Origin of the sequence: Micromonospora lupini (assembly GCF_026342015.1) — a bacterium.
Classification (GTDB): Bacteria; Actinomycetota; Actinomycetes; order Mycobacteriales; family Micromonosporaceae; genus Micromonospora; species Micromonospora lupini_B.
Genome location: NZ_JAPENL010000001.1, coordinates 1,891,234 through 1,913,067, shown reverse-complemented (window position 1 = coordinate 1,913,067; position 21,834 = coordinate 1,891,234). Strand labels below are relative to the sequence as shown.

General features: G+C 70.5%; 20 protein-coding genes. 10 read left to right on the top strand and 10 right to left on the bottom strand.

What is annotated here, in order from left to right; genetic code table 11:
• Positions 1 to 12 precede the first annotated feature (12 nt).
• A complete protein-coding gene (locus OOJ91_RS08390) occupies positions 13 to 471 on the bottom strand; it encodes a MarR family winged helix-turn-helix transcriptional regulator (protein WP_266244067.1) in 459 nt (152 codons plus the stop codon).
• Between the two features lie 191 nt (positions 472 to 662).
• Here OOJ91_RS08390 and OOJ91_RS08385 point away from each other — a divergent pair, with 191 nt between their 5' ends.
• From OOJ91_RS08385 to OOJ91_RS08375, 3 genes are all read left to right on the top strand, one after another.
• Positions 663 to 2,123, top strand: a complete 1,461-nt coding sequence (locus tag OOJ91_RS08385) for a DHA2 family efflux MFS transporter permease subunit (protein WP_266244066.1) — start codon at positions 663 to 665, stop codon at positions 2,121 to 2,123.
• A 93-nt stretch (positions 2,124 to 2,216) separates the two neighbouring features.
• Complete coding sequence (locus tag OOJ91_RS08380) at positions 2,217 to 3,194, top strand: quinone oxidoreductase family protein (RefSeq protein WP_266244065.1); 978 nt, start codon at positions 2,217 to 2,219, stop codon at positions 3,192 to 3,194.
• Positions 3,191 to 4,780 carry an FAD-dependent oxidoreductase gene (locus OOJ91_RS08375; protein WP_266244064.1) on the top strand — a complete coding sequence of 530 codons (1,590 nt, stop codon included), beginning with the start codon at positions 3,191 to 3,193 and terminating at the stop codon, positions 4,778 to 4,780. The genes OOJ91_RS08380 and OOJ91_RS08375 overlap by 4 nt, the downstream gene beginning before the upstream one ends.
• Here the strand turns inward: OOJ91_RS08375 and OOJ91_RS08370 are convergent.
• A complete protein-coding gene (locus OOJ91_RS08370; protein ID WP_266244063.1) occupies positions 4,665 to 6,116 on the bottom strand; it encodes an AfsR/SARP family transcriptional regulator in 1,452 nt (483 codons plus the stop codon). The genes OOJ91_RS08375 and OOJ91_RS08370 overlap by 116 nt on opposite strands.
• Before the next feature lie 186 nt (positions 6,117 to 6,302).
• Between OOJ91_RS08370 and OOJ91_RS08365 the strand changes: the two genes are divergently transcribed.
• Complete coding sequence (locus tag OOJ91_RS08365) at positions 6,303 to 7,223, top strand: zinc-binding dehydrogenase (RefSeq protein WP_266244062.1); 921 nt, start codon at positions 6,303 to 6,305, stop codon at positions 7,221 to 7,223.
• A 28-nt stretch (positions 7,224 to 7,251) separates the two neighbouring features.
• Entirely contained in the window at positions 7,252 to 8,040 is a 789-nt protein-coding gene (locus OOJ91_RS08360) for an SDR family NAD(P)-dependent oxidoreductase (RefSeq protein ID WP_266244061.1), read from the top strand.
• A gap of 64 nt (positions 8,041 to 8,104) precedes the next feature.
• Here the strand turns inward: OOJ91_RS08360 and OOJ91_RS08355 are convergent, their stop codons facing one another.
• Positions 8,105 to 8,401, bottom strand: a complete 297-nt coding sequence (locus OOJ91_RS08355; protein ID WP_266244060.1) for an antibiotic biosynthesis monooxygenase family protein — start codon at positions 8,399 to 8,401, stop codon at positions 8,105 to 8,107.
• A complete protein-coding gene (locus OOJ91_RS08350) occupies positions 8,371 to 9,486 on the bottom strand; it encodes an alkene reductase (RefSeq protein ID WP_266244059.1) in 1,116 nt (371 codons plus the stop codon). Before OOJ91_RS08350 ends, OOJ91_RS08355 begins: the two co-directional genes overlap by 31 nt.
• A gap of 363 nt (positions 9,487 to 9,849) precedes the next feature.
• Between OOJ91_RS08350 and OOJ91_RS08345 the strand changes: the two genes are divergently transcribed.
• A complete protein-coding gene (locus tag OOJ91_RS08345) occupies positions 9,850 to 10,716 on the top strand; it encodes an alpha/beta fold hydrolase (RefSeq protein WP_266244058.1) in 867 nt (288 codons plus the stop codon).
• 75 nt (positions 10,717 to 10,791) lie between these two features.
• On the opposite strand, the gene OOJ91_RS08340 is transcribed toward OOJ91_RS08345, so the two are convergent.
• Positions 10,792 to 11,640 carry an alpha/beta fold hydrolase gene (locus tag OOJ91_RS08340; RefSeq protein ID WP_266244057.1) on the bottom strand — a complete coding sequence of 283 codons (849 nt, stop codon included), beginning with the start codon at positions 11,638 to 11,640 and terminating at the stop codon, positions 10,792 to 10,794.
• Between the two features lie 52 nt (positions 11,641 to 11,692).
• Positions 11,693 to 12,523, bottom strand: a complete 831-nt coding sequence (locus OOJ91_RS08335; protein ID WP_266245313.1) for an alpha/beta fold hydrolase — start codon at positions 12,521 to 12,523, stop codon at positions 11,693 to 11,695.
• Positions 12,524 to 12,619: 96 nt separating this feature from the next.
• Here OOJ91_RS08335 and OOJ91_RS08330 point away from each other — a divergent pair, with 96 nt between their 5' ends.
• Positions 12,620 to 13,756: a helix-turn-helix transcriptional regulator gene (locus OOJ91_RS08330; protein ID WP_323178428.1), complete on the top strand. Its 1,137-nt coding sequence runs from the start codon at positions 12,620 to 12,622 to the stop codon at positions 13,754 to 13,756.
• 300 nt (positions 13,757 to 14,056) lie between these two features.
• On the opposite strand, the gene OOJ91_RS08325 is transcribed toward OOJ91_RS08330, so the two are convergent.
• From OOJ91_RS08325 to OOJ91_RS08315, 3 genes are all read right to left on the bottom strand, one after another.
• Positions 14,057 to 15,289: a PQQ-dependent sugar dehydrogenase gene (locus OOJ91_RS08325; RefSeq protein ID WP_266244055.1), complete on the bottom strand. Its 1,233-nt coding sequence runs from the start codon at positions 15,287 to 15,289 to the stop codon at positions 14,057 to 14,059.
• A 100-nt stretch (positions 15,290 to 15,389) separates the two neighbouring features.
• Positions 15,390 to 16,070, bottom strand: coding sequence for a lytic polysaccharide monooxygenase auxiliary activity family 9 protein (locus tag OOJ91_RS08320; protein WP_266244054.1), 681 nt, complete (start codon positions 16,068 to 16,070; stop codon positions 15,390 to 15,392).
• 176 nt (positions 16,071 to 16,246) lie between these two features.
• Positions 16,247 to 16,825 carry a hypothetical protein gene (locus tag OOJ91_RS08315; protein ID WP_266244053.1) on the bottom strand — a complete coding sequence of 193 codons (579 nt, stop codon included), beginning with the start codon at positions 16,823 to 16,825 and terminating at the stop codon, positions 16,247 to 16,249.
• Positions 16,826 to 17,485: 660 nt separating this feature from the next.
• Here OOJ91_RS08315 and OOJ91_RS08310 point away from each other — a divergent pair.
• The 3 genes from OOJ91_RS08310 (at position 17,486) to OOJ91_RS08300 (ending at position 20,536) form a co-directional block, all read left to right on the top strand.
• Entirely contained in the window at positions 17,486 to 18,976 is a 1,491-nt protein-coding gene (locus tag OOJ91_RS08310; RefSeq protein ID WP_439117031.1) for an endo-1,4-beta-xylanase, read from the top strand.
• Positions 18,977 to 19,146: 170 nt separating this feature from the next.
• A complete protein-coding gene (locus tag OOJ91_RS08305) occupies positions 19,147 to 19,920 on the top strand; it encodes a hypothetical protein (RefSeq protein WP_266244051.1) in 774 nt (257 codons plus the stop codon).
• A gap of 220 nt (positions 19,921 to 20,140) precedes the next feature.
• On the top strand, positions 20,141 to 20,536 hold the full coding sequence (locus OOJ91_RS08300; RefSeq protein ID WP_266245312.1) for a VOC family protein: 396 nt from the start codon (positions 20,141 to 20,143) through the stop codon (positions 20,534 to 20,536).
• Between the two features lie 10 nt (positions 20,537 to 20,546).
• On the opposite strand, the gene OOJ91_RS08295 is transcribed toward OOJ91_RS08300, so the two are convergent.
• Positions 20,547 to 21,809 carry a prolyl oligopeptidase family serine peptidase gene (locus OOJ91_RS08295; protein ID WP_266244050.1) on the bottom strand — a complete coding sequence of 421 codons (1,263 nt, stop codon included), beginning with the start codon at positions 21,807 to 21,809 and terminating at the stop codon, positions 20,547 to 20,549.
• Positions 21,810 to 21,834 lie beyond the last annotated feature (25 nt).

Genomic DNA, 21,834 nt, shown 5'->3' with positions numbered 1-21,834 from the left:
CTCGGTCGGGTCTCAGGTGTCGGCGGGCGCGACGACCGGGCGGGTCAGCCGCGCCACCACGGATGCCAGCCGGTCGTCGAAGGCGGCGGCGTCCAGTGCCGCACCGAGTTCGGCGCGGCTGACCCGGGTGGCCGCGGCGTGCCGCTCGGTGCCCAGGTCGGTGATCTGGCAGTAGACGCCGCGGCGGTCGTGGTCGCAGCTGACCCGGGCGGCGAGCTGCTTGGCGTTGAGGCGACTGACCAGGCGGCTCATCGAGGACTGGTCGAGGGCCACCGCGTCGCTGAGGTCCTGGATGCGCATGCCGCGCGGGTTGCCGCGGGTCAGCTCGTCGAGCACCAGCAGCTCGGTGAGGGTGAGGTCGAACTCCCGCACGAGGCGCTTGTCGAGCGTCTGGCCCAGGCGGCCGGTGAGGACCGTCAGTTGCCGCCAGAGGTCGAGCACGTCCGGCTGCCCGCCGCGTCGTTCCGCCATTCCGCCCGCCCTCCGAGTCGTCGCCGTACACCTTACACGTCCATGCGTACTCAATGTATACGCATTTATTTTTCACGAGGTCAGAGCCCAAAGCGTGGTCAACTAGGGCGTGAGGTGCCGAATAATGTCTGCACCTACATGTATTCTGTGCGCGTCAATCCGGACCGTACTGCCGCTCGGAGGTAACGACCATGGCCAGCGACACCAGCGCGCCCCAGCGCGCTCCCGGCGACAAGCCCGCTGTCGGGGAGGGCGACCGCCTCGATCCCGCATTCCTCAAGATGGCCGGAGTCCTGCTGCTGGCACTGCTGATGGCCCTGCTGGACGAGACAATCGTCAACGTCGGGGTGGACCGCCTCGTCACCGTCTTCGGGACCTCGCTGTCGACCATCCAGTGGGTCACCGCCGGATACCTGCTCGCCGTCGCCGTCGCGACCCCGATCTCCGGCTGGGGCGTGGACCGGTTCGGTGTCCGTCAGATCTGGGTGTTCGCGGTCGTCCTGTTCACCGTCGGTTCGCTGCTGTCCGGACTGGCCTGGTCGGCCGGCAGCCTGATCGCGTTCCGCCTGCTCCAAGGGCTCGGCGGCGGAATGATCTTCCCGGTCGTCCAGGCCGCGATCGCCCGCGCCGCGGGCCCGACCAGGGTCACCAAGGCGATGGGCCTGATCTCGATCCCGCTGACCGTCGGGCCGGTGCTCGGTCCGATTCTCGGCGGCTTCTTCGTCGACGACATCAGCTGGCGCTGGATGTTCCTCATCAACCTGCCGGTCGGTGTCATCGCTCTGCTGCTCGCCCTCCGGACGCTGCCGGCCGACGCGCCGGACTCCGCAGCGCCGCGGCCACGCCTCGACGTCATCGGCCTGGCCCTGCTCTCACCCGGCTTCGCGGTGCTCATCTACGGGCTCACCACCGCGGCCCACCGCGGCGACTTCGGCGATCCGGCGGCGGTCACCGCCTTCGCCGTCGGCGCGGCACTGCTGCTGGCGTACGTGCTGCACGCCCGCCGCGCGGCCGAGCCCCTGATCGACGTGCGGATGTTCACCCAGCGTGGTTTCACGATGTCGGTGGTCACCATGCTGCTCGTCGGGGCGGTCGCCAACACGTTGCTGTTCCTGACTCCGCTGTACTACCAGCAGTCACGCGGATTCGGCGCGCTGCACGCGGGCCTGCTCATGGTGCCCTCGGGCATACTCGGCGCCGCCGGGGCGATCTCCGTCGGCAAGGCCGGCGCCCGGCTCACCGCCCGCGTGACCGCTCCGATCGGGATGCTGCTCGCCACGATCGCCGCGCTGGTGCTGTCCGGCGTCGGTGACCACACCTCGACGGCCCTGACCGCTATCGCGTTCGGCATCGGCGGCTTCGGCATCGGCTTCACAGTGCCCGGCCTGATGGCGTTCATGTACCTCGCGGTCGGCCCCGACGACGCTCCCCGGGCCACCAGCGCCCTGTTCATCCTCAACCAGATCGGCGGGTCGTTGGGCATCGCGGTGGTCGCGGTCGCGTTGCAACAGCGGCTCAGTGGCACCTCGGGCTTCCCCTCGGAGGCGTACGGCCGGACGTACTGGCTGGTGGCGGGCTTCGCCGTGGTCGCAGGGCTCGCCGCAGCACTGGTACCCGGGCCGTGGCGGGCCCCGGAGCAGCAACGCGCGTAACGCTCGGGCCTTCCTCGACCGTGCCGCGAGCGCAGCCGGCTACAACCGGCAGCGGTGGTGTTTCGCCGCCGCGGCAACGGAAGGGATACCCGCATGCGTGTCATCCGTTACTACGAGCACGGTGGTCCGCAGGTGCTGACCGTCGACAAGGCACCGGACCCGGTGCCCGACGAGGGTCAGCTCCTGGTCCAGGTCGAGGCCGTCGGGGTCAACTTCATCGAGACCCAGCTGCGCTCCGGTACGGCACCCTTTCCGTCCCCGGTGCCCAGGGCGCCGCACGGTGACGTGGTCGGCCGGGTCGTCGCTGTCGGGCCCGGCACCCACCGCTTCGCCGTCGGTGACCGGCTGGCCGCGTGGGGCGTGACCGACGCGTACGCCGATCTGGTGCTGATCGGCGACGCCCAGGCGGCGCCGGTGCCGGACGACGTTCCGGCACCGGTCGCCACCGCTCTCGCCTCGACGGCCCAGGTCGCCGCGAGCGTCCTGAGCGTCGGCCGGCTCGCCCGCGGCGAGACGGTGCTGGTGCACGCCGCCGCCGGGGCGATCGGTCACCTCGTCACCCAACTGGCCCGGCTGCGCGGGGCGGGCCTGGTGATCGGCGGGGTCGGCTCGCCGGCCAAGGCGGATTTCGTCCGTGCCCACGGCGCCGACGCCGTCGTGGACTACTCCCGGCCGGACTGGCCCGACCGGGTCCGTGAGGTGACCGGCGGCGCCGGCGTCGACCTGGTCCTCGACAGCGTGGAAGGCGCGGTCCTGTCGCCGAGCATCGCCCTGCTCAATCCGTTCGGCCGGCTCGTCTACTACGGGTTCGCGGGCGCCTCGGGCGAGGCCGGTCGGGTCACTCTGACCGATCTGCTCGGCCTGCGGACAGTCGTCGGCACGGCCCTCGACGCCTGGCTCGCCGCCGCACCGGACGAAGCGGCCCACAACCAACGGGAGCTGACCGAGCTGGTTCGTGACGGCCGGTTGCGGGTCGCCGTCCACACGGTCCTTCCCCTGGAGGAGGCGGCCCAGGCCCACCGGCTCATCGAGGACCGCCGTCAGCTCGGCCGCGTGGTGCTCGTCCCGTGACCGCCGTCGAGCATCGGCCCCTCCTCGTGGTCGGGGCCGGACCGGCCGGCCTGAGCACGGCGATCTTCGCGGGCCTGCACGGCGTCAGCCCACTTGTCGTGGAGCGCCGCCCCGGCACCTCCACCGCGGTCAAGGCGACCGGCCAGTACCCGCACACCATGGAGGCGTTGCGCATCGCCGGCGTGGCCGACCGGATCCATGAGCTGAGCCGCCCGGACCGCAGTGAGTTCAGCATGGTCCTCGCGCCCCGGCTGGCCGGACCCGTCGTCCGTACGCTGGTCAGCGGCAGGGAACTGACCATGCGGCACGTGTCCCCCGAGGAGTGGTGCACCGCGAGCCAGTCGGGTGCGGAGCGGGCACTGGCCGAGCGTGCCCACGAACTCGGCGCCGAGCTGCGCTTCGGCACCAGGCTGATCGGTCTCGCCCAGGACGCCGACGGTGTCACCGCGCACGTCGAGGAGACGGACACCGGCCGGCGGTACCGGATCCGGGCGCAGTACGTGGTGGCCACCGACGGCTGGCGCAGCCCGGTCCGCGAGGCGCTCGGCATACCGTTGCAGGGTAGGGGAGTGGTAGGCCAGGTCCTGCGGGTGCTGTTCAAAGCGGACCTCAGCGAGCCCCTCGCGCACACTCCGGGGGCCGCCGACAGCACCCGGTTCGCGGCGTTCCACATCGGCCGCGCGGTGCTGTTCAACACCGAGATTCCCGGACTGTACGGCTACTTCCGTCACCTGGCGCCCGAGCTCCCCGAGGGCTGGCACCGCTCCGCCGACGGGGTCGTCCGGCAGATCGCCGCGGATCTCGGGCTCGGCGAGGACCTGCCCCTGGACATCGTCGAGTCCGGCGAGACGTCGATCGCCTGCGGGGTCGCGGAACGGTTCCAGGTGGACCGGATACTCCTGGCCGGTGATGCCGCCCACGTGATGCCGCCGACCGGCGGGCTGGGCGGTAACACCGCAATCCTGGACGGGCTCTACCTGGGCTGGCGGCTCGCCGCCGTGCTGAAGGGCTGGGCTGGCCCCGACCTCCTGCGCACCTTCGAGACCGAACGTCGACCGTACGCCCGGCTGTTGGTCGAGCAGCAGTTCGCGAACCTCGTGGAACGGGTGGCGCCGGAACTGCGCGACGACGACGTGCCCGAACCGCTGCCGCCCACGGTGCTGGCCTTCGGGTACCGCTACCCCTCGGGAGCGGTGCTCACCGAACCCGGCGAGGACGGTGCGCTGGTGGAGGATCCGACCTCGGCGACGGGCCGGCCGGGGTCACGGGCTCCCTACCTGCCGCTTGTCACCCCGGAGGGTGCCGCATCGTCGACGACAGCGCTGTTCGGTGCCGGCTTCGTGCTGCTGACCGGCCCGGCCGGCGAAGCGTGGGCCGCACCCGCAATCCACGCCGCCGAGCGTCTCGGCGTCCCACTCACGGTGCACACCATCACGGCCGAGGACTTCCCGGCCCGTTACGGAGTCGGACTCACCGGCGCCTCGCTGGTGCGGCCCGACCGCTTCGTGGCGTGGCGGGCGCCTGACCTGGTGGATGATCCCGGTGCTCGGCTGGAGGAGGTTCTGCGGGCTGTCCTGCGACGGTGAGGAAGGAAATCCGCCGCTGGCGCCGGCGCCGGCACGGCCCGGTTCCGACGCCGCCGTCCGGGTCGATCGACCGGGCGCCGTGCAACGCCACCAGTTCGGGGCGTACGTCGTCGCCGACGGCGACCACGGCACACCGGGACGTGCCCGGTAACAGGTCGCGTACCTGCTCGGCGTCCCGGGCGTCGTCGAGCAGGAGCAGCACGCGCCGGTCGCTGAGCCGGGCCCGATAGGCGTTTACCAGTTGCCGCCCGCCCGCCGGGATGGCGTCGGGCGCCGCACCGGACAACCGCAGCAGCCGGGCCAGCAACCGGCCCGGATCGTGAGGCCGCCCGTCGGGGCCGGTCAGCCGCACGTACCACTGGCCGTCCGGAAACTCCTCGTGCAGCCGCCCGGCCAGCGCGACGAGATCCGCGGTCCGCTCCTCGCTGGCCGGCCCGGCCAGGCAGACCAGGGGCAGCGCGGTGCCGTCGTGCCTGCTGGTCAGGGCATCGATGACCGCGGCCCACCCATCGCCGCGCAGGGTCCGGTGGGTGGCCGGTGTCGGCACGTCGGTCCGCGCGTGCCAGCGGTCGCCGGTGATCCGCCGGTACTCGGCCGTGAGCTCCGGCCCCGGTGCCAGGCCCAGCCGGGTCCGGAGCGTCGCGGTGGCCTCGTCGTACGCGGCCACCGCCGCCTCCCGGTCGCCGGCGCGACGCAGCGCGGACACGAGCAGGGCCCAGGGCCGCTCGCGCGTCGGGTGCAGGGCGACCAGAGCGCGCAGGCGCGGCACGAGCTCGCTCGGCGGATATCCCTCAAGCTCGAAGCGCCGCTCGAGCAGCCGCAATCGTTCCTCCAGCAGCGCCGGACCGGCTTCGGCGGCGAGGGAGGGAACGACGGCGAGCGAGGCGATCGTGATCCCCGCGGGCGGATCGTCGCGCCACTCTCCCAGGGCAGCCCGTACGTGTGTCAGTTCGCTCGTCGTATCGCCGGACTGCCGGGCCCGCAGGGCTTCCTGGGCGGCGCTGCGGAACCGGAACAGATCCACGGTCTCGGGCGGAGTCTGCAGCAGGTATCCACCGCCGAGCGAGCGCACCCGAGGCCGCCCCTCTCGTCCGGCCGTGCCGCTACGGTCGCCGAGCGCCGCCCGCAACCGCGCGACGTGGACGTGCAGCGCCGCCGCAGGCGCTGCCGGTGGCCGCTGACCCCACAGGCGCCAGTAGAGCTCGTCCATCGGCACCTCGTCGTTGGCCCGCACCAGCAGGGTCACCAGGAGAGCGCGCTGTTTCGGGGCGCGTACCGGCACCCGAACCCCGTCGAGCGTGACGTCCAGTGCGCCGAGAAGGCGAAAATCGGTCACCGAGTCTCCCCGTTGGACAGTCGGTTGCGCAACGTTGTCCCGCCGTCGCCCTTTGTGTTCCCGGCTCATCCTGCCCGCGCCGATCCGAGCCTGGCAACGCGGTCCGCCGTGATGCCGGTCTCACGGGCCGTTCTCCACCCGGACTCCAGAACCCGCCGGTACGAAGGAACCGAGAGGGAGGACCTTGTGAAGGCATTCGTCACGTCCGCGGACGTGTCCCACGGAATTCGTCTGGAATCTCTGCCCGATCCGTGCCCGGCTCCCGGCGAAGCGCTGGTCGAGGTCCGGGCCGTCGCCGTCAACCGAGCCGACCTGCTGCTCGCCGCCCGGCGCCCACCGGGATCCCAGCTCGGCCTGGACGTCGCCGGCACGGTAGTCCGGCCGGCCGAGGACGGTACCGGCCCACCGGCCGGTACGCCCGTCGCCGGACTGGCGGCCTCGACCGGCTGGGCTCAGCTCGCCGCCGTACGTACCGACCGCCTCGCGGCACTGCCCGACGGTGTCGAGCCGGCCATCGCGGCGGCGGTGCCGGTGGCCGGCCTCACCGCGCTGTACGCCCTGCAGCGGGCCGGGTGGCTGCTCGGCCGCTCGGTGCTGGTCACCGGCGCCAGCGGTGGAGTCGGCGGATTCGTGGCCGACCTGGCCGCCGCGGCCGGGGCGACGGCGCTGGGGTGGACCGGCACACCGGAACGCGGCCGGCACCTGATCGAGCGGGGCCACCGGATCCACGCGGGTTACGCGGCGCCACCCGACGAGGCGGTCGATGTGGTGATCGACAGCGTCGGCGGGACCGTCTTCCGCGACGCGTTCGTCAAGCTGCGCGCGGGTGGCGTGGCGGTGGTCTTCGGCAACACCGTCCGGGCCGACCTGGTCCTGCCACCGGACTGGGGGCATGCCCGCGCCGGCGTACGCCTGGAGCACCTGTTCCTGCTCGACGAGATCGAGCGCCGCGCGGCCGCTCGGGACCTGGCAACGCTGTTCGGCCTCGTCGCCGACGGCCGTCTACGACCGCACGTCGGGCTGCGAGCCGACTGGGCGGACGCCGACTCCGCCATCGAGGCACTACTGGAACGCCAGGTCACCGGCCGGGTCGTACTCGGCCTGTGAACCCACCACCGGAAGAGAGGACACCACGATGACGGAATCGAAGCGCCCTGGCGCGGCCCTGGTCACCGGCGGCACGAGCGGTATCGGCCTGGCAGTGGTCGAGACGCTTGCCGAGAGCGGCCGCGCGACCTTCTTCTGCGCCCGCGACGCCGAGCAGGTCGCCACGATCACCGACAAGCTCCGCGGCCGTGGCCTGGACGTCGACGGTACCGTGGCCGACGTCCGATCCACCGACGACGTCACCCGGCTCGTCGCCGCCGCGGTGGACCGTTTCGGACCGATCAGCGTGCTGGTAAACAACGCCGGCCGATCCGGCGGCGGAGTCACGGCCGACCTGGAGGACGCGCTCTGGGACGACGTGCTCGCCACCAACCTCACCGCCACCTTCCGGGTGACCCGCGAAGTGCTCCGGGCCGGTGGCATCCGGGAGCAGGGCTGGGGACGCATCATCAACATCGCCTCCACCGCCGGCAAGCAGGGCGTGGCGCTGGCTGCCCCGTACACCGCCGCCAAGCACGGCGTGGTCGGGTTCACCAAGGCGCTCGGATTCGAGCTGGCCGGCAGCGGGATCACCGTCAACGCGGTGTGCCCGGGCTACGTGGAGACGCCGATGGCGGTCCGGGTCCGCCAGGGGTACGCCGCGCACTGGGGTGTCACCGAGGACGCGGTGCTGGAGCGGTTCCAGGCGAAGATCCCGCTCGGGCGTTACTCGACGCCGGAGGAGGTCGCCGGGCTGGTCGGCTACCTGATCACCGACACGGCGGCCTCGATGACCGCCCAGGCCGTCAACGTCTGCGGTGGCCTGGGCAACTACTGAATCACCTACCGTCCACACGCGGCGGCCGCCCGGGGCGAGAACCCCGGGCGGCCGCCGTGTGCTGTCAGTTGGTCGCGTCGTAGCGGAGGACGGGTTCGGTCAGGTGCGGTTCACCCTTGATGATGCCGGTCAGCCGGTCCAGCCGGCTGCGGAACTCCGGCTCCTGCAGCGCCGTGCGGAAGGACTCCTCGTCCGTCCACTCGGCGATGTTGTAGTAGGTCGACGGGTCCTTCTGGGAGCGGCTCAGGATGTAACTCACCAGACCGGGGCGGGTCCGCATGTACTCGGCGACCTTGGCGTAGCGGCTCTCCAGGTCCTCCGCGGCACCGATCAGCGTGAGCTTGTTGACGAATACGACCATGGCGTCGCCTTTCCTTCGGTGATGTCGGCGGTCGGGTAGTCGAGGTAGCCCTGCCGGCCGCCCTGGTAGAAGGTCGCCGGGTCCGGCCGGTTGAGCGCGGCGCCGTCGGCCAGGCGGCGCGGCAGGTCGGGGTTCGCGAGGAACTGCTTGCCGAAGGAGACCGCGTCGAACCCGGCGGTCAGCGCGTCCGCCACGACGCGCGCAGTGGCGTCCGGATCGAGGTCACCCGTGCCCGGATTCACGATGATCGGTCCGGCCCACGCCGCCCGGACCGCCCGGACCAGGGCGGGATCGGAGCCGTGGACCAGGTGCAGATAGGCCGGATCGACGGGCCGCAGGGCGTCGAGCAGGGCCGGGTAGACCACCTCGGCATCGGGTTCGCTCATGTCGTTGAGGCCGAACCCGGGGGACAACCGCAGTCCGACCCGGTCCGCGCCGATCGCGGCGGCGACGGCCTCCAGCAGCTCCACCGCGAATCGCACCCGGCGGTGCGGGGGACCGCCGTAACCGTCGGAGCGGCGGTTGACAGTGCCGGACAGGAACTGGTGGATCAGGTACCCGTTGGCGCCGTGCAGCTCGACGCCCTCGAAGCCGGCCGTGATCGCCGCGCGGGCGCACCTGACGACGTCCTCGATCGCGTCCGCGATGTCCGCCGGCGACATCTCCAGCGGTTCGGGGTACGGGCGCGGACCGTCGTACGTGCGGGCCATGCCGGCCGCGGCCACCGGGGAGGGCGCCAGCGGCCGGTGACCGTAGAGGCCGGGATGACCGATCCGCCCGGCATGCATGATCTGCAGCACCATGCGTCCGCCGGCCGCCTGCACAGCCGCGGACACCGCGGTCCAGGCCTCGGTGTCCGCGGCGGAGTGCCACTGCACCCCGTACGCGTGGCCGGCCGCGCGCGGCGCCGGACTGGTGGCCTCGCTGACGATGAGGCCGGCGGCAGCCCGCTGGGCGTAGTACTCGGCCACGTAGGGCAGCGGCGTCCCCCGCTTGTCGGCTCGCCCCCGGCCCATCGGCGCCATCACGATCCGGCTGGGTAACCGCAGGCGGCCCAGCTGAACCGGCTCGAAAAGTGTCGGCATACCGCGATGGTCACCACCTCCGGTGGAGAACCTGTGGAGGCCTGCTGGACCTGGTGCCTCGGCGCAGATCACCGGCCGGCGGGAAGCCGAGGCATTGAGGGATCGCCGTGGTCCGTTCGTGGTGTGTCCTCCCGCAGGGTGAAACCTGAGCGATTCTCCTCTTCTGTCCGAGATCTCCGTCGAGTGTCCGTACGGTGAGGGTTGGGCGATAAGCGAGTCGTCGCGGCACCGAAGCCCGGCCGCTGTCGGTGCACCCGCCACCAGGCGGTGCTCGCGACAGGTTGTGGCTTCGGCGGTGTCGCGTTGGCAGCCATCCGCATCTGCCCGGGTTCGGAAACCACTGACCAACGAGGGAGAAGAGACATGCTCGGTATCTCGCTACGTCGGCCGAAGACCATCGCCGCAACGCTCGTCGCCGCAACCCTTGTGACGGTGCTCGGCTCAGGCGCCCCACACGTGTTCGCGGACGGCGGTGTGCGACCTACCCCCGACGAGGGGCATGGCGACAAGCCGACGATCGTCCTGGTGCACGGCGCCTGGGCCGACGGCTCGAGCTGGAGTGGGGAGGTCCGCAGACTCCAGGCACGCGGTTTCGAGGTCCAGGTCGCGCCGCAACCCGGCCGGGGGCCGACGATCGACAGCGGCTACCTGAAGGACTTCCTGTCCACCATCGAGGGTCCCATCGTGCTCGCGGCCCACTCGTACGGCGGCTTCGTGGTGAGCGACGCCGCGACCGGTAACAAGAACGTCAAGGCACTCGTGTTCGTCGACGCCTTCGCCCCGGACAAGGGGGAGACCGTCGAGGAACTCACCGCAGGCTCCGGCTCGGTGCTGGAGCCGGCCTTGACCGACCCCACGAGCGTCTTCAAGCTCGTGCCGTTCCCCGGCGCCCCGGAAGGCGCGGTCGACGCGTACGTCCTTCCGAAGGTGTTCATCCCCGGCTTCGCCAACGGTCTGCCTCGGCGGCAGGCGGAGGTGCTCGCCGTGACCCAGACCGCCCTGGCCACGAACGCCCTGGCGGAGCCGGCCACGGAGCCGGCGTGGAAGACGATCCCGGTATGGGCGGTGATCGGTGAGGAGGACCGGGTCATCCCGCCGGCCCGCCAGGAAGAGATGATGAAGCGGGCGGGGGCCGACATCACCCGGATCGACGCCGGCCACCTGGGCCTGATCTCGCATCCCGGTGAGGTCACCCAGGTCATCCTGGAGGCGGCCCGGACGACCACCTGACCGGACCCCGTGACATCGGCACCACCGTGGCCGCGTGGGCCAGACCGGCCCACGCGGCCACAGCCGATTGTCCTGTCAGTTGGTCGCCTTGGCGGCGGCCTCGATCTGGTTGGTGACCGCGCCCGTGTCGGTGACCATGGACAGGTGGGGGGCGTTGACCTCGGTGGTGTGTGCCTTGGCCCTCTTGGACATGGCGACCTGCTCGGCGGCGGGGATGACGGCGTCCTGCTTGCCGATCACCGACCACGAGGGGATGGTGCGCCAGGCCGGCTCGCCGGACTCCTCGACCAGGGCGTTCAAGGCCAGGGGCCGCTGCCGGGCGGCCAGTACCGCCACGTCCTTGGCGGGGATGCTCCTGTCGGCGAACGCCTTACCGAAGATCGACGGCTTCACGTAGAGGTTGACAATTCCCGGGTCGGCGCCGGGAATCGCGACCTGGTCGAAGACTGTGGACGCTTCGGCCGCGAAGACCGAGCCCGGCACGGCCGAGGTCAGCGACAGCACTGTGTCGTGCGCATCCGGGATGTACGCGTCGACGTACACCAGGGCCTTGACCTGCTCGTCACCCACTGCCGCGTTGGTGATGACCATGCCGCCGTACGAGTGCCCGACGAGGACGATCGGTCCGGTGATGGTGTCCAGGTACGCGCGGAGACTGTCCGCGTCGTTCTTCACGCCCGACAGCAGATTCGGCGGCGTGACCACCCGGTAGCCGTCGTGCTGGAGCTTGGCCGCCACCTTGTCCCAGCTGGACCCGTCCGCCCACGCGCCGTGCACGAGCACGACAGTCGGCTTCTCCTTCGCGGGGTGCAGGTAGCTGCTTTCGGCGAGGGCCGGCGCGGCGACCCCGGCGAGGCTGATCAGCACACCGAGGCCGGCTGCTCCCAGCGCCAGTCGGCGAGCCTTGTTCGAGACAGAGAACACTGCGTTCCTTTCCAATGTTTCGTTTCTGCGGATGGACGGTGCCGGTGGCTTCTCAGCCGAGGAAGGCGATCAGCTCCTGGTTCACGCGCTCGGCGTGCGTCCAGCCGATCGCGTGCGGGCCGCCCTCGATCTGGACCTGCCGTACGTCGCGCAGCAGCGCGGGCAGCCGGTTACCGGTGACCGGCGGCGGCAGGATCCGGTCCGAGTCGCCCTGGACGACCAGTACCGGGATGTCGATCGAGGCGATGTCGTCGCGGAAGTCCTCCAGCCACGCGTCGACGCACTTCACCGCGGCGATGGGCGAGGCGCCCAGCGCCACGTTGAAGCTGTCCTGCCAGGCGGAGTCGCTCACCAGGGTGCCGCCGAGGACATCCATGTTGTAGAAGTTGTCGAGGAACGATTTGATGGCCGCCGGCCGATCCGCCCTGATGGCGGACTTGATGCCCTCGAAGAACGCCGTCTCGACACCTTCGGGGTTGTCATCGGTCTTGCGCAGGAACGGTCCGAGCGGTCCGAGCAGGGCCACCCGGGCCACTCGGGCCGAGCCGCGGGTTCCCAGGTAGCGGACGACCTCACCGGTGCCCATCGAGAAGCCCACGAGCGTGACATCGTCGAGTTCGAGGGTGTGCAGAAGGGTGTCCAGGTCGCTGGCGAAGGTGTCGTAGTCGTAGCCGCCGGCCGGTTGGCTGGACCGCCCGAAGCCTCGCCGGTCGTAGGTGATCACCCGGTATCCGGCGTCGAGAAGCGCGGCTTCCTGCTTCTCCCACGAGCGTCCGCTGAGGGGGAACCCGTGGATGAGCACCACCGGCCGGCCGGTTCCGTGGTCCTCGTAATACAGCTCGATGTCGGTGGAGTTTTCCTCTCCGACCTTGATGTACGCCATCTGTTCTGGTCCATTCTTTTCGAGCCGGCTTTCGCCGGCCAGCGCGAACATATTTGTGGAACCAACGCCGGGCAGCACAATGGGAACGGCTCGCGAATGTGGCCGGCGTGGTGTCGGCAATTCGATCGGCCTCGAGGTCAACCGGCGCCGTGGCGATCGGCTCGGTTCGGTCGGCTCGGCCGTAGGCGCCGGATGGGGGCGTGCGTCACAAGCCCATCGGCAACCCTTGGAGACCGCCGGAACCTGTTGGTGAAATCTGCATCCCTGTCCACTTCTTCAGTAGCGCCTGCGGTACTCAGGCAACCACCGGTCGGTGCGACGTGCCAGGCACACCATGACCTAGGAATCGGATGCCCACCCTCGCGTAACCTTTGTTGGGTGATCCGTAATGAAGCTCTGGCCGCCTTCCTGCGGGATCGGCGAAGCCGCGTAGAGCCTCGTCGCGTCGGCCTGCCGGGAGGGCACCGGCGGCGAGTTCCGGGGCTGCGCCGCGAAGAGGTGGCCCAACTCGCGGGCGTGAGCGTCGACTACTACGCGCGCCTCGAGCAGGGGCGGCAGCCGACGGCGTCGCCCGGGGTGCTGAGCAGCGTGGCCCGCACGCTGTGTCTGACCGACGACGAGCGCCGGCACCTGTTCGCGCTCGCGCGCGTCGCCGAGCAGCGGCCGGTCGCCGATCCCGGCGATCCCGTCAACGATCGGGTACGGCAGCTTGTCGCAGCGTTCGGCGACACGCCGGCGGGGGTGCTGCAGCCCATGCTGGACGTGGCGTACTTCAACGCCGCCGCGGCGTTCCTGTACGCCGACTTCGCGACGATGCCCGCCCGCCACCGAAACGCCGTCCGGTGGACGATGCTCGCCCCGGAGGCCCGTGAGCGGTGGGGAGCGGAGTGGGCGGGCGCCGCCGCCGACTTGGTCGGGCTGCTGCGCCTGCATGCCGGGCAGTACCCTGGCCATCCTCGGCTCGCCGAGATCACCAACGAGCTCTCCGAGCGCAGCCCCGAATTTCGGCAGCTGTGGCACGACCAGACCGTCTCCACCTGGCAGCACCACGTGAAGACCCTGCGGCACCCGGCGTTCGGTGAGATGTCGTTCACAAACGAGTTCCTGACGCTGCAGAGCGCACCGCACCTCAGCATCGTGGTGATGGCGCCGGCTGAGCCGCAGCGCTTCGCCGCCGCCCTGTCGGCATCGAGATCGGTGGCTGCTGCGGCACGTGACGGCGCGTTTTCCTGAACGGACAGCGAGGTCATCGGTAGCAGTTTCTCGACCACATTCACGGCACCGTCAGCCGTCAATACCGGGCCGGCGGTCCGGCACCGTCGTACGCCTCGCGGTAACCGCACGACGGTGCCGGACGCGGCACCACCGCTGCCCCGATCCCAGTGAGGCGGGAGCATGAGGTCGTACGTTCTCGGCTGTCGCAGCCGGGTGGGGCGGATTGGGGGCGGACCCCACAGTGGACGGCCGCTCGTGCGCGGCCGCCCACTGTGGGGTCACGGATGGGGAGGAATCGCCCGGAGGTTCAGCGGATCGTCACCCCGCTGCCGGGGCCGGCTGGACCCGCTCGAACCGTACCCGGCTCAGCCATCCCGGGAGGTCGCTGAGCACGTACAGCTCACCCTGCGCGTCGGTGCCGATCGCGGTGGGCTGGGTGGGGAGGTTGCCGATCGTCGCGGACTCGTAGCCGCCCGTGGCCCTGGGGCGGACGGCGAACGCGAGGGTCGAGCAGTAGTCGCTCGCGAGGTACGTGCCTCGCGCCTCCGGGGTGGCGGACCCTCGGTACACCACGCCGCCGATCACCGAACAGTTCTCCGTCAGGTAGTGCTCGTACTCGAAGACCGGGTCGGTGAGCCGCACGCCCGGCCGGCACTGCGTCTGGTCGAAGACCGGCGTGCCCTCTCGACAGGACCACCCGAGGTTCGCCCCACGCTGCGACGGGCGGATGTGGTCGATCTCCTCGACCAGCCCCTGGCCGACATCACCGATCCACAGGGAGCCGTCGACCGGGTCGATGGAGAACTTCCACGGGTTGCGCAGCCCGTAGACCCAGATCTCCGGCCGCGCGCCAGGCACGCGGACGAACGGGTTGTCGGAGGGCACGCAGTAGGGCTTGCCCCCGCAGGCGCGGTTGACGTCGATTCGCACGATCTTGCCGAGCAGGGTGCCGAGGTTCTGGCCGCTCTTGAACGGGTCGTTCGCGTCGCCGCCGTCGCCGGTGGACCAGTAGAGGTAGCCGTCGCGGCCGAAGGCGACCTGGCCGCCGTTGTGGTTGCCGAACTCGGCGTGCTCCTGGGTGAGCAGCACCTGGAGCCGGTCCGGAGCGCCGATGGGCACTCGTGCCAGGGTGAGCGCGCCGGCCGGCAGGCTCGTGTAGGCCACGTAGAGGATCCCGGTCCGCGCGAAGTTCGGCGCGGGCGTGATGCCGAGGAGGCCGCGCTCGTTGTCCGACGTGTCGATCCGGGCGGTCAGGTCGAGCACCGGCTCTGCCGCCAGGCCGGTGTCGGGATGGTACGCGCGGACGGTGCCGTTCTTCTCCGCGATCAGCATCCGACCGTCCGGCAGTCCGGTGAGCGCGATCGGACGCTGCAGACCGAACGCCACCCGTTCGGATACGACTGTCAGCTCGGTCAGTGGCACCGCACGGGCGCGGGGCGTGCCGGCCGCCGCGGTGCCGGCCATCGGCGCCGGCGGCACCAGAAGCGCGGACAGGGTCAGGATGAGCAGCCCCGCCAGCATGGTGGCCGGGCGATAACGCCGTCTCTGCATGTTCAGCTCCTCGATCAGGTGGGGTGGTGGGCGAGCAGTCCGGCCCAGGGCGCCAACGCGCCCCGGGCCGGAGTGGTGCCGTACCTGTCGGACCTGCCGATCAGGCGATGGTGATGTCGCTGCACCACATGTAGGTCTGGTCCAGGTGCGACGCCCTCCACAGCACGAACAGGATCTGGTTCCCACTGCGCGCAGGGAGCGAGACGTTGAACGTGATGTTCTGGGCCGGCGCGTACCGTCCGGTCGTCGCGATCAGGTCGAGGTTGCCCCACCCGAGCCGCTGGGTGGCCGGGTTGAACCCCTGCTTGGTGACGTAGACCTGGAAGTAGTCAGCCCCGTGGCTGGCCTGGTCGTACATCTGGACCGTGAGGTTGCGGCTGACGGCTGTCGTCTTCCACGCCCCGGGCTGGTTCACCGCGTCGTTCCTGGAGAGGGCGTTGCTGCACAGTTGCCCGTCCGGGGTGCGGGCCTGGTACTGGCCGGCGAGGCCGTCCCGCAGTTGGCTCATCCAGTTCCACATGGTGTCGGGGTTGGCCTGGAACGCCTGCCAGCACATCGGGTCCTGCTGCTGCATGGCCGGGTTGGTGTGCTGGTTGCCCCAGGTCTTCCAGCACTGGTAGGCCCGGGTCGCCGGGCCGATGACTGTGCCGTGTGCCTGAGCCGCGCCGGTCGAGGGCAGCGTACCGACCACCATGGCGACCATCAGGACGAGCGCCTGGAGGGACCGACGGACGGTCGACCGCTGTCGTCCGCCGGATTGGTCGGGCTTGTGTGAACGCACTGTTCATCCTCCGTTCCTCGGTACGGGAGATCAGTATGGGAACGCTCCCAAAGCCACTGTTGCATCCATCGCCGTAAATATCAATGCTGATCTATCTATGGGTGGATGTGGAGCTAGCTGTCCGGATCGTCGGATCAATACGGGTCCCCCCTTACCTGCTCGGCCGCCAGGCCTGGTCAGAGCCCGGCTGCGGCGTCGTACCGGCGGCGCTGCTCGGCCATCTCCGCAGGGGTCAACGCCTCCTCCTGCGCCAACGTCGCGTACTTGGCCGGGAACATCTCCCGTAGCCGGTCGACGAACCTGACGTCGGCGGTCGCCTCGACGACCTGGATGCCCGGAGGGTTGGTGGACATGTCCATGATCAACGGTCCGGCCAGCTTGACCGCCACGTCCCACGGGCGGTTCTGCTCGGCGACTCCACAGAGGTGGAAGCCGTAGACCTTCTGGACGTCGGCGAGAGCGGTCGCGTCCGCTGGCTCGTAGCCGTAGACGCGGATCCCGCAGATCACCTGCGGCTTCTCCGCAGTGGCCCCCGGCTGGGCGCTGTGTCCGGCGTGGTTGTGCTGCCCCGGGTCCGCCTGTTCGAGCGTGGTGCGCATTCGGGCCACGATCTGCGCCTGCAGATCCGCCGGCTCTGTCTCCGGGGCGGCCCGATTGACAAGTACGACGGTGCCGGCCGACACCGCCAGCAGGATCACCGCCACCCAGAGCAGGCGGTGGCGGTACCACCCCGCGAAACTGTCTCGGGAAATCATTGTCGCTTCTCACCTCGTCGCCGGTTCTGATGCGCTGGCAGACCGAATCGGATGCCCCCGGGCGAGTCAGGCGTCGAGCGCGACGGCCGTCGGGGACGCGTGCCGGGGGATACGTCTGGCGGGCGAGATTCCTTGCCCGGCGCGATGCCCGCCCTCACGGCGATGACCCGGCGCAGGGGCATGCGAGTGTCTGTCACAGTGACACGCTGCCGGCTCTGCGATGCTCCCGTGCTGGCCGATCTCAGCACGGTTGCCCCCGTGCTGCGGCGATATGAGCCATTCCAGCACATCTGACTCCACACGTGCAACATTGATGTACGTCAGTGCCGATTCGGCCCGGCCGCCCCGCTCGCCGGGCGACGCGGCGACAGCATCGGACACCGACCCGCGCGGATCGAACTGATTCGATATAGCATCGCGGGCAGGGCAGTGGCACACCGCACGGGCGTACGGCGCGGAGTGCTCACCATCCACCGGGCGGGCCGGGCAGCCTGCGGTGGCCACCGATTCGGGCGCGGCGGGGTTGACGCCGGCTCGGCGTCACCTGCGGCGTGCTGGTCCAGCGGCGAGCGCGTGCTCCGATCGCCGGCCGTGCAGCGATCCTCGGTTCCGTGCTCGCGTCGGCATTGGACCAGACAGAACACCGAGGGGAAAGCACAGATGAACGACGTACCCGCTCGACCGAAACGCCGAACCCGGGGTGCCGCGAGGCTGCTTCTGGGCGGGGCCTGTGCCCTGGCGATCACCGTGTCCTCGATGGCCCTGGCGACCTTCGCCCGCGCCGATCTCAGCGGACCGCCCGGGACCACCCTGAAAGCCGCCGCCGAGCGCAGCGGCCGGTACTTCGGCGCCGCCATGGGGTCGGACCGTCTCACCGACTCGGGCTTCCTGACCATCGCGAACCGCGAGTTCGACATGATGACGGCCGTCAACGAGATGAAGCCCGACGCGACCGAGCCCAACCCTGGTCAGTTCGACTTCCGTCGCGGCGACGCGATCTACAACTGGGCCACCGAGCACGGCATGCGGTTCCGTGGTCACACCCTGGCCTGGCACGGCCAGCAGCCCGGGTTCTGGGGAAGCCTCAGCGGCAGCGCCCTACGGGCCGCGATGATCAGCCACATCAACGGCGTCATGGCCCACTACAAGGGCAAATTCGCCTACTGGGACGTGGTGAACGAGGCCTACGCCGAGAACGGCAGCCGGCGGTCGTCGAACCTGCAGTCCACCGGGAACGACTGGATCGAGGTGGCGTTCCGGACCGCGCGCGCCGCCGACCCCAGCGTGAAGCTGTGCTACAACGACTACAACATCGAGAACTGGACGTACGCCAAGACGCAGGGCGTCTACAACATGATCAGGGACTTCAAGTCCCGGGGCGTCCCGGTCGACTGCGTGGGCCTCCAGACCCACTTCACAGGTGGCAGCTCACTGCCGGGCAACTTCCAGCAGACGCTGTCCAGCTTCGCTGCCCTCGGGGTCGACGTCGCGTTGACCGAGGCGGACGTCACCAACGCCTCGACCAGCCAGTACCAGGGCCTGACCCAGGCCTGCGTGAACGTCCCCCGCTGCGTCGGCATCACGACGTGGGGCATCCGGGACAGCGACTCCTGGCGCGGTAACGAGAACCCGCTGCTCTTCGACCGCAACAGCAACCCCAAGGCGGCGTACACCGCCGTCCTCAACGCTCTCAACGCCGCCTCCACCACAGTGCCGGGCACGCCGCCGACCACGACCCCACCGACGACTGCTCCGCCGACGACTGCTCCGCCGACGACTGCTCCGCCGACGACTGCTCCGCCGACCACTGCTCCGCCGACCACTGCTCCGCCGACGACTGCTCCGCCGGGCGCCTGCACCGCGACGTACCGCATGGTCAACAGCTGGAGCGGTGGCTTCCAGGGCGAGGTCACGGTGGCCAACAACGGCTCCGCCACCCTCAGCGGCTGGACCGTACGGCTGACGCTGGCCAGCGGGCAGAGCATCGCCAACGTCTGGAGCGGCATCAACACCGGCACCAGCGGGACGGTAAGCGTCCGTAACGCCGAATACAACGGGTCTCTCGGCGCGAACGCCTCGACCACCTTCGGCTTCCTGGTCAACGGCAGCAGCAACACGGCGCCCAGCGGCCTCTCCTGCACCAGCCCCTGACCCGGCGCCACGTACCGGCCCTCCGCGTCAGGACGCTGACCGGGTCCGGAGCCGCCGGCTCCGGACCCGGGTGCCGTAGTGGTCGGTCGAACCCGGCTCACCACTGTCGACCGGTTGCCGTCCGGACGCTTGCCGACGCGTCGCCAGAGACACATCAATGGAGGATGGCAATGCGCACAATTCTCGCGGTGTTCAGCGCCGCCCTGATCCTCACCACCGCAGTCGGCAGCGTTCCGGCCAGCGCGTCGGGGGGCTCCCCGCCCTCGTGCCCCCGTGGCCTGCTCTTCTGCGAGGACTTCGAGCGACTGCCCCCCGGAGGGCCCAGCACGGTGAACTGGGGCGTCGACACCCGCCACGGCACGCTCACCGTCGAACGTGCCCGCCGTGGCAACCAGGTGCTGCACATCCACACTGTTGACAACGGACGCGCCTTCCTGCGCGTCGACGACTTCGCCGCGCCGGACAACCGTTTCTACGGCCGGATGCGTCTGCGCGTCGATGCCTTCCCCACGGCCCCGGACTGGGCACACTTCACGCTTGTGGAAGCGACAGGCACCGGCAGCGCGGAGGTCGTCCGTCCGGTGGGCGGCCAGTACGCGCCCACGGTCCCGGGGACCTTCTGGGGGGTCGGCGCCGACGGCGGCCCGACCGGCGACTGGACCACCTGGCGGGAGTCCGCCCCGGTAGCCGAGGACACCTGGCAGTGCTTCGAGTGGAAGATCGACGCCGCCGACAACCGCGTCGCGGTGTGGATCGACGGCGTGGCGAACCCGGAGCTGACCGCCTCCACGAGCGACCACGGTGGCAACGAGGTTCCCTTCGTCCTGCCGACTGTCGACACGGTGAAGATCGGCTGGCAGCTCTACCAGGGCGGCACGACACCTGACGAGTTCGACCTGTGGATCGACGACGTCGCCCTGTCGAGCAGGCGGCTCGGCTGCTGATCTGAAGCGCCGGGTGGCTCGGAGGAGTCTCGGTCCCGATCGACGTCCCTGCCGGGGTACGGCTCTGCTACCGCACCCCGGCAGCGGCGTCGCTGTGCTGGTCAGGCCAGGAGGAAGGACTTACCGCTCAAGATGGAGCCTGCCGGCGATGCGGTCCACCGCGTGCTTCGCCTCGACCAGGCGCCCGCGGCCAGCAGGTCACCGTCTCGCGTACGCTGCCCTGGTGCAGATCGACCTGGTTGCCCTGATTGTCGAGGAGTACGACCCCGCGATCGCGTTCTTCACCGACGTACTCGGCTTCGACCTTGTCGAGGACTCCCCATCGCTGACCAATGACGGCCGACCCAAGCGGTGGGTCGTCGTTAGGCCGCCGGGCGCCCAGACCGGAATCCTGCTCGCTCGCGCCGACGGAGAACACCAACGCGCCGCAGCCGGTAACCAGGTGGCCGGCCGGGTCGGGTTCTTCTTCCGGGTCGACGACTTCGACGCCGCCTACCGGCGAATGGTCGAGGCCGGTGTCACAGTCGTCCGGGAGCCGCGGACCGAGCCTTATGGCCGGGTCGCGGTCTTCCTCGACATCGCCGGCAACCGATGGGATCTGCTCGGGGCTGGCTGACGTGAGCACATCACCGACGGCGGCGGGCCATCCACTGCCAGACGTGGGTGCCGTTGCGGCTCGGGTCGTTGCGGGCCACGTAGATCCAGGACCAGTGGCCGGGGAACTGGTAGCCGTTCCAGACGACATGGTCGTACAGGGTGAGCAGTGCTCCCGGGATGAGGTCGTGAGCGTGGATCGTGTTGGTCTCGGGCGGCACGGTGTCGTCGTCGCGTGAGGTGACCAGCCAGGTCGGGGTGTGGATCCCCGTCAGCTCCGCGTCGGTGATCAGCGGCGGGCCCTCCCCGTCGAGCGGCTGGACGACGCCGCAGATCGGCACCGACGCCGCGAAAAGGTCGGGATAGGCGACTGTCATCTCCAGGGACATGTAGCCGCCGTTGCTGCAACCGACCACGTAGATCCGCGCCGGGTCGACGCGCCCGCGGCGGACGAGGTCCTGGACGATCTCGCGGATCAGCGGGGCGAACCGAGGGCCGTCCTCCATCCAGTAGGAGGTGCTCTGCGGAGCGACGACGTACGCGCCGGAGAAGATCCGCTGCGCCTCGGGGGTGGCGAAGCCGAGCGCCCCACGGTTGGCGCGCAGAGTGGTCTCGTTGTCGTAGTAGTCGTCGGGCAGTGAGGCGCCCTCGCCGGCGCCGTGCAGCCAGACGATCAGCGGCCGTCGACCGTGCCGGGGTGGGTGGTCGGGGGAGTACAGCCGGTACTTCAGGCCGGAGCCCGAGACATGGTGGCTGAAGGCGTCCACCTCGGGGTTCGCCAGCCGTCCCTGCACGAAGCGCGCGATGGTGAGCGGTGAGCCGTGGCGCCGGGCGATCGGGGCGTTCTGCGTGATGGTGTAGACGAGGTCCAGCCGGACGTTGCGGCCCCTGCTCAGGATGTAGCCGAGGGTGCCACCGCCCGGTTGACCTTCGGCGTGGCTCAGCTCCAGCACGATGTTGCCGTGCCGGTCGAGGCGGGCCGCGGTCACCGCACGGTCCAGGTCGTACTCGCTGAAGATCTGGTCGCCGGGAGCGATCGGGATCGGGCTGGTGGCCCTGGCGTGCACGCTGAACGTGCCGGGGGTCAGCCCGGCGGGGTCGATGGGCCCGAGCCGGCCGGTGTCGAGGGTGACCGAGGTGACCTGCTCGCCGCCGTCGAGCGTTGTCGCGTTGAGGGTGAAGCTCACGGGTGTGGGGTGGTGGCCACCGGCGTCGGCGGAGCCGGGCAGCGCCAGGCCGATGGCGGCGCCGGCGCCACCGGCCAGGACGGTGCGGCGATTGACAGACGTGGACATGCGCGCCCCCGTGCCTTGCGGCGTA

What these genes read in the sequence shown, in the direction of transcription:
- OOJ91_RS08330 (WP_323178428.1), top strand. Translation starts at nt 12,620, where the DNA reads ATGTGGCCGGCGTGGTGTCGGCAATTCGATCGGCCTCGAGGTCAACCG.
- OOJ91_RS08295 (WP_266244050.1), bottom strand. Translation starts at nt 21,809, where the DNA reads ATGTCCACGTCTGTCAATCGCCGCACCGTCCTGGCCGGTGGCGCCGGC.
- OOJ91_RS08325 (WP_266244055.1), bottom strand. Translation starts at nt 15,289, where the DNA reads ATGCAGAGACGGCGTTATCGCCCGGCCACCATGCTGGCGGGGCTGCTC.
- OOJ91_RS08390 (WP_266244067.1), bottom strand. Translation starts at nt 471, where the DNA reads ATGGCGGAACGACGCGGCGGGCAGCCGGACGTGCTCGACCTCTGGCGG.
- OOJ91_RS08345 (WP_266244058.1), top strand. Translation starts at nt 9,850, where the DNA reads ATGCTCGGTATCTCGCTACGTCGGCCGAAGACCATCGCCGCAACGCTC.
- OOJ91_RS08350 (WP_266244059.1), bottom strand. Translation starts at nt 9,486, where the DNA reads ATGCCGACACTTTTCGAGCCGGTTCAGCTGGGCCGCCTGCGGTTACCC.
- OOJ91_RS08335 (WP_266245313.1), bottom strand. Translation starts at nt 12,523, where the DNA reads ATGGCGTACATCAAGGTCGGAGAGGAAAACTCCACCGACATCGAGCTG.
- OOJ91_RS08385 (WP_266244066.1), top strand. Translation starts at nt 663, where the DNA reads ATGGCCAGCGACACCAGCGCGCCCCAGCGCGCTCCCGGCGACAAGCCC.
- OOJ91_RS08315 (WP_266244053.1), bottom strand. Translation starts at nt 16,825, where the DNA reads ATGATTTCCCGAGACAGTTTCGCGGGGTGGTACCGCCACCGCCTGCTC.
- OOJ91_RS08310 (WP_439117031.1), top strand. Translation starts at nt 17,486, where the DNA reads ATGAACGACGTACCCGCTCGACCGAAACGCCGAACCCGGGGTGCCGCG.
- OOJ91_RS08360 (WP_266244061.1), top strand. Translation starts at nt 7,252, where the DNA reads ATGACGGAATCGAAGCGCCCTGGCGCGGCCCTGGTCACCGGCGGCACG.
- OOJ91_RS08355 (WP_266244060.1), bottom strand. Translation starts at nt 8,401, where the DNA reads ATGGTCGTATTCGTCAACAAGCTCACGCTGATCGGTGCCGCGGAGGAC.
- OOJ91_RS08305 (WP_266244051.1), top strand. Translation starts at nt 19,147, where the DNA reads ATGCGCACAATTCTCGCGGTGTTCAGCGCCGCCCTGATCCTCACCACC.
- OOJ91_RS08380 (WP_266244065.1), top strand. Translation starts at nt 2,217, where the DNA reads ATGCGTGTCATCCGTTACTACGAGCACGGTGGTCCGCAGGTGCTGACC.